The sequence below is a fragment of the Streptomyces sp. TAA486 genome (assembly GCF_000426165.1).
Window position 1 is genome coordinate 282,614 of the sequence record NZ_AUEV01000009.1, and the last position, 11,990, is coordinate 294,603.

The window sequence follows — 11,990 nt, forward strand, 5'->3', positions numbered from 1 at the left end:
AAGGAGCGAGTGTGGCCGATGACGAGACGCAGATCCGTGACCTGATCGAACGCTGGGCGAAGGCGGTGCACGAGGGCGACATGGACGGCGTGCTGGACGCTCACGCCGACGACATCGTGATGTTCGACGTGCCGCCTCCCGACGACGGCATCCGCGGCATCGAGCGCTATCGCGCGTCGTGGCCCCCGTTTTTCGAGTGGCAGCGTCAGGGCGCCTGCTTCGAGATCGTCTCGCTGGACGTCACGGCGGGCGCCGACGTCGCCTTCGCCCACGCGCTGCTGCGCTGCGGCACCGAACAGGAGCTGCGGAACGATCCGGCGAACCGCCTCCGTATGACGATCGGCCTGCGCAAGGAAAGCGGACGGTGGACCGTCTCGCACGAGCACCACTCGTTCCCGCACAAAGAACTGGGCCCCGACCAGGAGAAGTGACGACGCATGAGAAGGATCATCCTGCCCATGTCGGTCTCGCTCGACGGCTTCTTCGAAGGGCCGGACCGCACGCTCGACTGGCACATGGTCGACCACGAACTGCACGAGCACTTCAACCAGCAGTCCCGGGGCATGGGTGCCTTCCTGCTGGGACGCGTCAACTACGAGCTCATGGAGTCGTTCTGGCCCACGGCGGACTCCGATCCGGCAAGCACCGGCCCGGTCCAGGAGTTCGCCGGCATCTGGCGCGAGACCCCCAAGATCGTCTTCTCGAGGACCCTGGAGCGGGCCGACGGGAACACCACGATCAGGCGGGAGGTGGATCCCGAGGAGATCATGGCGCTCAAGGCGCAGCCCGGCGGCGACATGGGCGTCGGCGGCGCCGAACTGGCGGCGGCCTTCAGGCAGCACGACCTCATCGACGAGTACCGCCTCTACGTCCACCCCGTCCTTCTCGGCGAGGGCAGGCCGCTGTTCCTCCCTGCGGACGGCAGGAGCGCTCTGCGCCTCGCCGGGACGAGGACCTTCGGCAACGGCGTCGTCATGCTGCACCACGTGCGAGAGGAGTCCGGCCCACCCGCATGAGCGGGGCCGCGGCACCGAGAGGTCGGTCGGCGCGGGCGGAGCTCACGCCAGGGCGAAGTACCGCAGCCACAGGTACAGGGCGGAGAGCGCGACGGTCACCGCGGTGACGACGAGGCCGTACTTGGTGAACTGCCAGAAGCTGATCGGCGTGCGGTTGCGTTCGGCGATGCCGAGGACGACGACATTCGCGCTCGCACCGATCGCGGTGGCGTTCCCGCCGAGGTCCGCGCCGAGCGTCAGCGCCCACCACATGACGTGGTCGCTGCCGCCGCCCATGCTCTCGACGAGGTCGCCGGTGATGGGCGCCATCGTGGCCACGTACGGAATGTTGTCCACCACGCCGGACAGCACGGCGGAGCCCCCCAGCATCAGCATCGAGCCGCCGAGTTCCCGGTCGCCGACGGCGTCCGCCAGAGCACGGGACGCCTCGCCGACCACGCCGGTCCCGATGAGCCCGCCGATCATGACGAACAGCCCGGCGAAGAAGGCGAGGGTGGGCCATTCGACGTCCGCGAGCACGTCGCCGGTGTGCACCGAGGAGATGGCGACGAGCAGCCCCGCGCCGAGGAGCGCGACGACGCTCGGCTCGTAGTGCAGGACGGGATGCAGAACGAAGCCTGCGACGACCAGGGCCAGAACGGCCAGACCCTGCACCAGCAGCCGAGGGTCGCGTATCGCCTCGCGCTCGTCCATCGACATGACCTCGGACGCGCGCTCCTCGTCGTGGACGAAGGACCTGCGGAAGAGCACTCGGCACAGGGCGATCAGGACGAGCGTCAGAACGACCGCAAGCGGCGCCAGATGGACGATGAAGTCGTTGAAGGTGAGCCCCGCGCGGCTGGCGACGATGATGTTGGGCGGGTCGCCGACCAGGGTCGCCGTCCCGCCGATGTTGGAGGCTATGACCTCCGCGATCAGGAACGGCGCGGGCCGCAGGGCGAGCCGTTCGCAGACCAGCAGTGTGACGGGGGCGATCAGCAGCACCGTCGTGACGTTGTCGAGCAGCGCCGACATCGCCGAGGTGATGACGACCAGCATCGCCATGACGCGGAAGGGCCGTCCCCGAGCCCGCTTCACGGACCAGATGGCCAGGTACTCGAACATGCCGGTCTTCCGCAGAACGCCGACGATCATCATCATGCCGAGCAGCAGGAAGATGACGTTCCAGTCGATGCCGGTGTGCTCCGAGTAGAACGCCGCCTTGTCGTCGGTGGCCCCGATCGCCAGCATCAGGGCCGCACCGGCGAGGGCTGCCGCCACCCGGTGGATCTTCTCGGTGATGATCAGTGCGTAGGCGCCGGTGAAGACGGCTATCGCGGCCCAGCTGTGCCAGTCGTCCATCACTCCACCTCGCCGTGCCGGGAACCGGGCGGGCCGCCGTCTCCGGCCGACCGGTAGCGCGCGTCGCGGACCTTCAGCACCACGCAGGCCACGGTCGCCGTGAGCAGCGAACCGGTCAGCACCGCCGCCTTCACCTGCTCCACCGTCGCCGGGTCGGTGAAGGCCAGCTCCGTGACCAGGAGCGAGACCGTGAAGCCGATTCCGGCGAGCATGGAGACGCCCGCCATGTCCGGCCAGGCCAGGGCCGGATCGAGGCGCGCCCGTGTGAAACGCGCCGCGAGATACGTGCCGCCGAGGACGCCGGCGAACTTGCCGGCGAACAGGCCGAGCAGGACGCCCAGCGACTCAGGCTGACGGAACATCTCCCCGAGGGCGGTGCCCGAGACGGTGACGCCCGCCGAGAAGAGGGCGAAGAGCGGAACGGCGACGCCCGCGGAGAGCGGACGGACCAGATGCTCGACGCGTTCGGCCGGCGAGGTCTCCTCCGGCATGGGCGTCCGCGCTCCGGGCCGCTTCCCGCCGGGTGCCGTGCGGGGACGGGTGCGCAGCAGCATTCCCAGGGCGACACCGGCGACCGTGGCGTGGACCCCGCTGTTGTACATCAGCGCCCACACGGCTACCGCGAGTGGCACGTACACGTACCAGCCGCGCACATCCAGCCGGGCGTGCAGCACCCGGAAGAGTGCCAGTCCCGCCACCGCACCGGCCAGCGCCGCCCAGTTGAGGGTCGAGGTGAAGAACACGGCGATGACGAGGATGGCGCCGAGGTCGTCGACCACGGCGAGGGTCAGCAGAAACGTGCGGAGGCCGGACGGCAGATGGGACCCGATGACGGCCAGTACCCCGAGGGCGAAGGCGATGTCGGTGGCCATCGGCACGGCCCAGCCGCCGAGCCCGCCGCCCCCGGCGGACGCGACGAGGACGTAGACGCCCGCCGGCACGGCCGTCCCGGCGGCCGCCGCGACCACCGGAAGGGCCGCGGCCGCCGGTCTGCGCAGCTCGCCCGAGACGATCTCCCGCTTCAGCTCCGCGCCCGCGACGAAGAAGAAGAGCGTGAGCAGTCCCTCGGACGCCCAGTGGCGCACGGACAGGTCGAGCCCGAGGGAGGGGAGGCCGAAGTGGAAGGAGCCCACGGCCTCGTACGAACCGCTCAGGGTGTTCGCCCAGATCAGGGCGGTCAGCGTCGCCGCCAGCAGCACCACGCCGCCGGCCGTCTCGGTGCGCAGGACCTCGGCCAGGCGGCGCGAGGGCCCGGCAGAAGGAGCGGGGAAGGTGAACTTCGGGAGGACCGGGGACATCGGTGTGGCTCCAGGAAGGTGAGGCGGCAGAGACGCCCGAAGGCGACGCCGACCAGACTTCCCGGCACACCTGCACCCCATCGATCATGACGAGGTGGTCGGACCACCGTACCCCGGCCCTCCGCTCCCATACGCTGTGGTCCGGGGGCCGGACCGTAGAGCGGAGACCGAGGGGGAGTGCGGGGCTGTGGACGAGAACAGACCGCAGGCCGGCGGTGAGGACGACGGCACCGGGGACTTCCTCGGCCGTTACCCGGAGCTGCTGGCCGAGGTGTCGGAGACCGGCCGCCAGCCGCGCCGGCACGAACTGGATTCCTTCCGCGCCCTGGGCGAGCGCGCGGCCGAGCGGGGATGGGCGCTTCGGGACCTTGTCGGCCTCTACCTCGGGCGGACACGTGAACTGTGGGGCACCCTGCCGGGAGTCGCCCGCGCCGCGACCGCGAGCGAGCGCGCCCGCACGGGGGACGCGCTGCTCGGCGCCGTCGAGGTGGCGGTGTCGGCGCTGGGGGAGGGGCACGAGCGCGCCCAGCGACTCGCTGTGCGCCAGGAGGAGGGCGAACGGCGGGAGTTCGTCGACGATCTGCTCTACGGCCGCAGCGACATGGGCAGGCTCGCGGAGCGCGCGCAGCGCTTCGGGCTGCGCCTGGCCGGTCTGCACACGGTCGCGGTGGCAGTGGGCACGGAGAAGTACGACGACGTGCACCGCACGGTGCGGCGCATCGAGCGCGACCTGGTAGGGCGGTTCGGGCCGCGGGACGTGCTGCTGTCCACGAAGGAGGGGCGGCTGGTCTGCATCGCCGCGAGCGGCGACCGCGACGTGCTGGAGCATTTCGTGCGCCTGGCGGAGAAGCCCGGTGCGGGCTATCCGGCGGCGCGGCGCATTGCCGTCGGGCGTGAGCACTCCGGCGCGGGCGGCGTGGTGAACAGCTACGAGGAGGCGCTGGGCGCACTCGAACTCGCCGAGCGCCTGGCCCTCGACGCTGTGCGGCTGAACGCCGCGGAGCTGCTCGTCTTCCCGGTGCTGCTCCGCGACCGCGGGGCGATGGCGGACCTCGTCGGCACCGTGCTCGGGCCGCTGGCGAAGGCCCGCGGCGGAGCGCGGCCGCTGCTGGAGACCCTGACGGAGTGCGCAGCGGCCGGCTACGTCAACGCGGAGGCGGCCCGGCGGCTGGGCCTGAGCGTGCGCACCCTGTCGTACCGCCTGGAACGCATCCGCACCCTCACCGGCTATTCGCCGAGCGACCCGTTGCAGCGGTTCACGCTGGAGGCCGCGGTCATGGGCGCCCGGTTGCTGGGGTGGCCCGAGAAGGAGCTGTGAGACGAACCGCGCCACGAGGGAGGCGGCCGACGCGCGGTCAGTTCGGCACGTCGACGTCAGACCCTCGTGATGAGGTGATCCGGCGCGCGTGGGACGGGTGGGTGATCAGGTTGCTCACAGGACGTCAAAAGCGCGTAATGATTGCCGGGTTCTGGCAATGTGTGCCCGCGGCCTCCGGTGTCACGATGAGCGTGCGCCGCCAGGGTGCACAGGCACCGAGTCGATGCCCTCGACGGGGGTGAGGGCATCGACTCGATGCGTTCCGTGGAGGTTGCCGGGCGCCGGGAAGACTGCCGGATGTCGGCACATGCACGGACTCGGCGGGGCGCCCCGCAGGGGGAACGAACGGTCGGTGGAAGGCACACCGCGGCCCGCGCCCTCGGGGGAAGGAGCGCGGGCTGCGGATTCTGGGGCAGGCAGCGGCCTGAGTCAGCCGACCTGCAGCTTCTGACCCGGCTGGATCAGATCGACGTCATTGATGACGGACTTGTTGTCCTTGTGCAGCTTCTTCCAGTCGACGCCGTGTGCCGCGGCGATGGAGGAGAGCGTGTCACCGGCCTTCACGGTGTGGTTGCCCTTGTCCTCTTCCTGCGTGTTGTGCTGCGGCGCGCTCTGGGACTCGTCCCCCTGCGAGTCCTGCCCGCCGGAGCCGCCCTCGTCGACGTCGGCCGGCGCGCCGTCGGAGCTCAGGCCCGCCTCACCGGCGCAGGCCCAGGCGCCCGGGCCCTGCTGGTCGAGCAACTTCTCGGCAGTGGTGATCTGCTGTTCCTTGGTCGCCTGGTCGGCGCGCGGCGCGTACTTCGTACCGCCGGCAGCCTTCCAGCTGGAGTTGGAGAACTGCAGACCGCCGTAGTGGCCGTTGCCGGTGTTCGCCTGCCAGTTGCCGCTGGACTCGCACTCGGCGACCTTGTCCCAGGTACTGACGGAGGCAGCCTGAGCGCCGGGCGCAGTCACCATCGGCAGGGCGACAGCGGCGCCGGCGACGCCGGTGACCACGGCGAGACGGGTGGCCTTCACAGGCCCACGGTTACGGCCGTTGCCGGAAAACAGCATCGTGAGTGTTTCCTAACGATCGAGGAGTTCGCCACATGTTCCGTGGCGAACGTGTCGAGCGGTGGCGACCGTAAGCACACTCTCCCGGGTGGGCAAAAACCGACACGAGTGATCATCAAGAGCGCGGAAGCCTCCATGGGCAACTATCGCCGCAGGTCATGCGGAGAGGTGTGAACCGGACAACCGGGCCTTCCCGGTACGTACGGAGAGAAGGGTCACACCGTGACGGGCCCGTCCCGGACCGCCGACGCCACCCGTTTGCCGCCGACGGCCGTGCAACGGCACTCAGTTGGCGCGCTCCCGTACGACGCGTGCGATGTCGAGTCGCCGGACGGCCCGCAGCGCGGGGATCTGCGAGAGCAGCGACGCGCCCAGGACCGCGGCCGCCGCTCCCACCGCGACAGGCCAGCCGATCTCGAGCCGCACGGAGAACATGTCACTCGAGAAGGAGTTGAGGGACTCCCGCGCCGCCGCGAAGCCCGCCGCCAGCCCTGCCGGCAGAGCGAGCGCGGTCGCGGTGAGATTCTCCGCCGCCAGCAGTCCGGCGATGCGGCGCAACGGCACACCCGCCGCGCGCAGAGTGGCCAACTCACCCGTGCGTTCAGCGATGTTGACCGTCATCGTCACGTACACGACGGTCAGGGCCAGCACCCCGCCGAGAAGCAGCATCACCCCGACGAACACCCGGAACAGCGTCATGTAGCGGTCGACCTGCCGCTCGACGGCCCGGGAGTCGGCGTAGGCGACGACGCCTTCGAGAGCCGTGACGTCCTCGCGAACCCGATCGTGCGACGGGGCAGCCGGTCCCGAGGCGAACCGCAGCGCAAATCCGTTGGGTGCGGCTCCTGTTGCCGCCTCGACTGTGGCCTGCGTGCCGTACAGCGCCGAACCCATCGGCTCGTCGACCAGCCCGGCCAGCCGCACCTGCCTCTCCCGGGAGCCTCCGCTGCCGGAGGTGCGCAGGGTGAACCGGTCGCCGGGGGAGATGTCCAGGCGGGCGGCGAGAGCCTTGCCGGCCAGTACGGAGCCGTCGGCGGGCAACCCTCGCTCCCCTCCGCCGGGTGTACGGAATCCGTGCATCGTGGTGTGCGGCCGGTACCCCGTCAGCGGTGTGCCGTAGGACTCGCCGTCGGCGATGGCGGTGACCTGAGCCGTCGTCACCGGCTCTACCGCGCTCACCCCGTCGACGGCGCTCAGCGCCTTCCTCGGGCCTGGCGCCCGCGCGTCGGCCGTGACGGTGGCGTCCTCGCGCTGCACCGTGTCGAACTGCACGTCCAGCGCGGCCTTCATGCTCGTCGCCATCCCCGCGGAGGAGAGCACCAGCACGAGCGCGAGCACGCTGCCGAGCATCGTGGCCAGCGTGCGGCGCCGGCTGCGCCCCAGTTCGCGCAGAGCCAATCGCAGGGTCAACGGGAGGCGCCGTGCCCGTGCGAGTGCCGTGCTCCAGCGGCCCGGCGGGCTCAGGGTGCCGCCCTCGCCCCGCATGGACTCGGCCGGTGCTGTGCGCGTCGTCGCCCACGCCGGGGCGGCACCGCCCACCAGCCCGACCAGGACACCGAAGAGCAGACCCGTCAGCATGACCGCCGGGCGGCGTTCGACGAGCGTGTACGGGATGCCGAGTTCGGCGGTGTAGGCGTGCGTCATCGCCGTGGTGGCAACCGCGCCGAGGGCCACGCCCAGTACGGCACCGCCCGCACCGGCGAGCACCCCGTGACCGAGGTAGTGCCGCGCCACGGTGCCGCGCGGGGCCCCGGCCGCCAGGAAGGTGGCGATCACCTTGCGCTCCGCCAGCACCAGCCGCGTGATGAGCACGTACGCGGCCACTGCCGCCGCCGAAAGGAACAACACCGGGAAAGCGACGGAGAGTTGGGAGAAGCCTTTCAGGTCCTCGTTCAGAGTGGCGTCGGACGGCTGCTCCGAGCGCGGCTGCACCTCCACGGCTCCCGCGGCGCGCAAACGGTCGGTGACGCGTGCGGCACCGCCGTCCTCGCGGGCGCGGTCACTCAGCCGTACGAGGGTCTGCACGGTGGACGCGTCGTGCGCGGTGCGCGTGAGTTTCCGCACCGTCGCCTCGGGCGCGAAGAGGACGGCGAAGTTGTGCGGGTCACCGAGGACTTGCTGCCGGCTGAGCGCCGGCCACAGATACTCGGGCGAGTCGGCCACACCGCGTACGGTGAGCATCCGCCAACGTGAGCCGTCGTGGACCTTCGTGGTGTCGCCGGGGGAGAGGCCGAAGGTCTTCGCGGTGTGCCTCTCGACCAGTACGCCGCCGGCGTCACCGCTTCGCGGGTAGCGACCCGAGACGACGTCGACCTTGTTGACCCGCGGCTGCTTCGCGGCGGGCAACCCCGTGAGCCTGCCGAGGACTTCGTCTCCGCCGAGGTTCACCGGCAGCCGGCCCTGGGTGCGGGTGGCGACGGCTTCGACGCCGTCGGACGCGCGGGCGGCCGCGGCGACCTTCGCGGCGTCACCTCCCGAGGCCGTCAGATCGGCGAACCCCATCTGCGAATAGGTGTGTTCGTAGCTGGAACCCAGGTTGCGGAAGGCGTCGTAGCTGGCGACGAAGAGCAGCACGCCGACCATCACGGTCACCCCGACGGCCGCGAACTGGGGCAGGCGGCGCCGCAGATCGCGCCGCGTCTTCCTGAGAAGAATCCGGTTCACGCCGCTCACCAGTCCACGTCCGCGACATCGGCCGGGACGGCGTTCCGCTCGACCGACTCCACACGTCCGTCCCGCATCGTCACCACGCGGTGGGCGGTCCGCGCGACCGCGGCGTTGTGCGTCACCATGAGCACGCCGCGGCCCTCGCGGTTGGTCCGCTGGAGGAGCCTCAGCACCGACTTGCCCGTGGCCACGTCGAGGGCACCCGTCGGTTCGTCCGCGAACAGGAGGTCCGGGTCGGTGGCGAGGGCGCGGGCGATCGCCACGCGCTGCTGCTGCCCACCGGAGAGCTGCGCGGGGAAATTGTCCAGCCTGTCGCCGAGGCCCACGGACTCCAGCAGCCCGGACACCTCGCTCCGCTCGCCACGCCCCGTCAGCTCGACCATCACCTCGACGTTCTCCCGTGCCGTGAGGGTCGGCACCAGATTGAAGAACTGGAAGACGAAGCCGATGTGATCCCTGCGGAACGCGGCGAGTTCGCGCGGGCGCCGGCCGGTCAGTTCCACTCCGGCGACGTTCACCGAGCCGCCGTCGGGGGGTTCGATGCCGCCGAGAACGTTCAGGAGCGTCGTCTTGCCCGAGCCGCTGGGACCGAGCACGACCACCAACTCGCCCGCGCCCAGGTCCAGATCGACCCCGTCGAGAGCTGTCACGGCCGCGTCCCCGGCCCCGTACGTCTTCGACAGGCCACGCAGTCGCGACCCGCCCCGGAGCGTGCTCCCGGATCCGGTCCGGGCTGTGCTGGTGTGCGCCACGGATTCCTCCTCTCGCCGGGCCCGGCTTCCCGATCGGGCCGGGCTGTCTGCGGGCCGGTGCCGGGCCGGTCGCCGCGTTCGCGAACGGCCGTGCCCTCCGAAGCCGCCGTGACCCGGACGGATCGGTCAGGGGCACGGCCGGTGCCTCAATCGGTGACGGGCGTGACCTTGGCCAGTCGCGCCAGCGGCCCCGCCACGGAGATCCGCGCGATGGACGGGTCGATGAGCCGGTGCAGTACGAGCCCGTCGATCGCCGCGCCCAGCAGCAGTGCGGTCGCTTCCGCGTCGTCCTCGGAGCCGCCCGCGTCCCCCGAACCGCCCGGCAGCGCCGTGGCGTTGGAGACGCGCAGCCACTCGGCGACGCCCGTGCGCCACTCGGTCATCAGCTCCGCCAGCTGTGTGCGCAGCGGCTCCAGACGGGTCGACGCCAGCAGCATCTCGCTGAAGAGCACCGTCGTCGGATCGGTCCCGGTGTACTCCGACACCGCCTCCAGCACTTTGGCCACGCCCTGCGAGGGGTCGTCCGCCTGAGAGATCGCTTCGGTCGCCCGGGCCATCTCACGCCTCGCCGAAGCCAGCGCGGCTTCGATCAGCAGGTCGGTGACGCTGGAGAAGTGGTAGTGCACCAGCCCCGGCCGCAGTCCGGCGCGGTCCGCCACCCGTCGCGTGGTCACGGCGCCCCAGCCGTCCTCGACGATCAGCTGCGCCGCCGCGTCGAGCAGCCGCTGCCGGGTCTCGTGACCGCGTTCCGCGGATGTCGGTGTCATTTCACTCCACTCGGTTCTCGGACGGGTCGGTTCTTGGACGGACGAGCCCTTGCGGCCCGGTGCGGGACGGACACGCAACGCGGATCGGCCGAACTACTTGGGCAATCGACTTGGTCGTACGTCCAATCTCCCCCCACTGTACGCTCTCGGGCGGCTGAGGAGAACCCGGTCCGTCGAGGGAGCCGGAGCGGCGCGGGCAGCGGCCGACCCGCCGGCGGCACCCGCGTGGCTGAGCGCCGCCCCGCGGCCGGGGGGCATCCTGGAGCCGACGGATGACGACTGGACGGCGGCGACGGGGGTGCGTCCGGAGTGACGGAGACGGAGATCCGCACGTTCGCGGAGTCGGACCGCACCGAGTTGCGGCGGCTGTTCCGCAAGGCCGGCGAGGGCGGCCCGACGGCTTCCCTGTGGGGGCACGAGGAGTCCGAAGCGGAGATCTACCTGCGGGCCTACATGGATCTGGAACCGGAATCGCTGTTCGTCGCGGTCGTGGACGGCGCGTTGGTCGGCTATCTGGCAGGGAGCCTCGACCACTCGACTTTTCCCAGCGAGAGCGAACGCATCGCGACGGCCATCAGGAAGTACCGGCTCGCCCTCAGGCCGCGGCCCGCGGCGTTCCTCGTCCGCAGCGCGCTCGACCTGGGCCTGGCAGCCGTGCGGCGTGAGTCGACCGCGTCCGACGTCGCCGACGAACGGTGGCCGGCACACCTGCACATCAACGTCGTCGCGGCGGCGCGCGGGACGGGCGCCGCCGACGGGCTCATGAACGCCTGGCTCCAGCGGCTGCGGGACAGCGGCTCACCCGGGTGTCATGTGCTGACCCTGGCCGAGAACACCCGGGCGGTGCGGTTCTTCGAACGCATGGGTTTCACCAAGTACGGTGCCACGCCGCTGGTTCCGGGCATCCGCCATGCAGGAAAGCGGGTCCACCAGCAGACGATGGTCTGGAGCCCGTAGTCGCGGACCGTGCTGCCCCCCGTGGCGCGGACCTCAGCCGACGGCGGCGGTGGGCCCGAAGTTGCGCCGCACCTCGCGGATCTCGGCGGCGTTCGGATACGAGTTGGTGCAGGCCGCCCCCGGGGACTTGCCCGACATCACGCTGGAGCACGGTCCGGGCTGCTTGTCCTCCAGCCCGAGTATGTGGCCGAACTCGTGAGCCACGACGCGTATCGCATCGTGGCCCTGGGCGAGGGCCCTGCGGCCGATGGTGACGGTGCCCTTCCCGAGACCGGGTCCCTCGGGGTCGGCGCCCGGCCAGCCCTTCGAGACGACGATGCGGATGTCCGGCTCGGTGCCCGTGCGCGCGGGCTGCAGATTCACCTCGCTGACCCTGTCGTTCCACGAGTCGGCGGCCGCGCGGATCGCTGCTCCGAACCCGTCCCCGGCGCCCGCGTCATAGGTCAGGGTCACGGCGTCCCCGCGGCCCGTGCCGCCCGCTCCTCCGCCCCGCACGGGCAGAGGTATGGCTCCGGTCACGTCGTTCTCCGGCCACTGCCGGGCGGCGGCGGGTCCGCCTTCCGGCCCCGGGCCGCCCGGGCCGGCCGATTCGCCGACCTCCGACGTCCCGCGCGGGCCGGAGTCCCGTGAGGGGATCTCGCCCGATCCCCGGCCCGAGTCCCCGGTCGAGTCGTTCGTGGCGGAGACCTTCGTCTCGTCCACCTGTGACGCCGCGTCGGATTCCGGACCCCCGCAGGCAGTTGCCGCGAACAGAGTCAGAGGCACACAGGCCGCCGCCCATCTCTGGAGTCGGATACGCATCGTGCATCTCCCTGCGTGGT

The 11,990-nt window shown here is 71.3% G+C and carries 11 protein-coding genes; 4 read left to right on the forward strand and 7 right to left on the reverse strand.

The genetic code is table 11. From position 1 onward, the window contains the following. Positions 1-11 precede the first annotated feature (11 nt). Both I004_RS0115760 and I004_RS0115765 read left to right on the forward strand, forming a co-directional pair. A complete protein-coding gene (locus I004_RS0115760; protein ID WP_028436294.1) occupies positions 12-431 on the forward strand; it encodes an SgcJ/EcaC family oxidoreductase in 420 nt (139 codons plus the stop codon). A 6-nt stretch (positions 432-437) separates the two neighbouring features. Then, positions 438-1,016 (forward strand): dihydrofolate reductase family protein, encoded by a 579-nt coding sequence (locus I004_RS0115765; protein ID WP_028436295.1) that lies wholly within the window; start codon positions 438-440, stop codon positions 1,014-1,016. A 42-nt stretch (positions 1,017-1,058) separates the two neighbouring features. On the opposite strand, the gene I004_RS0115770 is transcribed toward I004_RS0115765, so the two are convergent. Together I004_RS0115770 and nhaA are read right to left on the reverse strand one after the other, a co-directional pair. Then, positions 1,059-2,357 carry an ArsB/NhaD family transporter gene (locus I004_RS0115770; protein WP_028436296.1) on the reverse strand — a complete coding sequence of 433 codons (1,299 nt, stop codon included), beginning with the start codon at positions 2,355-2,357 and terminating at the stop codon, positions 1,059-1,061. Next, entirely contained in the window at positions 2,357-3,655 is a 1,299-nt protein-coding gene (gene nhaA / locus I004_RS34165) for a Na+/H+ antiporter NhaA (RefSeq protein ID WP_078511255.1), read from the reverse strand. The genes I004_RS0115770 and nhaA overlap by 1 nt, the downstream gene beginning before the upstream one ends. Positions 3,656-3,842: 187 nt before the next feature. Between nhaA and I004_RS0115780 the strand changes: the two genes are divergently transcribed. After that, positions 3,843-4,973, forward strand: coding sequence for a helix-turn-helix domain-containing protein (locus tag I004_RS0115780; RefSeq protein ID WP_028436297.1), 1,131 nt, complete (start codon positions 3,843-3,845; stop codon positions 4,971-4,973). Between the two features lie 429 nt (positions 4,974-5,402). Here the strand turns inward: I004_RS0115780 and I004_RS0115785 are convergent, their stop codons facing one another. The 4 genes from I004_RS0115785 to I004_RS0115800 all read right to left on the reverse strand — a co-directional run bounded on the left by I004_RS0115785 (position 5,403) and on the right by I004_RS0115800 (position 10,212). Then, complete coding sequence (locus I004_RS0115785) at positions 5,403-6,026, reverse strand: LysM peptidoglycan-binding domain-containing protein (protein ID WP_028436298.1); 624 nt, start codon at positions 6,024-6,026, stop codon at positions 5,403-5,405. Positions 6,027-6,311: 285 nt separating this feature from the next. After that, positions 6,312-8,690 carry an FtsX-like permease family protein gene (locus tag I004_RS0115790; RefSeq protein WP_106965360.1) on the reverse strand — a complete coding sequence of 793 codons (2,379 nt, stop codon included), beginning with the start codon at positions 8,688-8,690 and terminating at the stop codon, positions 6,312-6,314. Positions 8,691-8,695: 5 nt separating this feature from the next. Next, positions 8,696-9,445, reverse strand: coding sequence for an ABC transporter ATP-binding protein (locus tag I004_RS0115795; protein WP_028436334.1), 750 nt, complete (start codon positions 9,443-9,445; stop codon positions 8,696-8,698). A 146-nt stretch (positions 9,446-9,591) separates the two neighbouring features. Then, the gene (locus tag I004_RS0115800) at positions 9,592-10,212 is read right to left on the reverse strand and encodes a TetR/AcrR family transcriptional regulator (RefSeq protein ID WP_028436300.1); all 621 of its coding nucleotides are present in this window, start codon (positions 10,210-10,212) and stop codon (positions 9,592-9,594) included. Between the two features lie 309 nt (positions 10,213-10,521). Here I004_RS0115800 and I004_RS0115805 point away from each other — a divergent pair, with 309 nt between their 5' ends. Further along, positions 10,522-11,169 carry a GNAT family N-acetyltransferase gene (locus I004_RS0115805; RefSeq protein WP_028436301.1) on the forward strand — a complete coding sequence of 216 codons (648 nt, stop codon included), beginning with the start codon at positions 10,522-10,524 and terminating at the stop codon, positions 11,167-11,169. A gap of 33 nt (positions 11,170-11,202) precedes the next feature. Here I004_RS0115805 and I004_RS37570 read toward each other — a convergent pair whose 3' ends face one another. Then, entirely contained in the window at positions 11,203-11,970 is a 768-nt protein-coding gene (locus I004_RS37570) for a snapalysin family zinc-dependent metalloprotease (protein ID WP_078511257.1), read from the reverse strand. Positions 11,971-11,990: the final 20 nt, after the last annotated feature.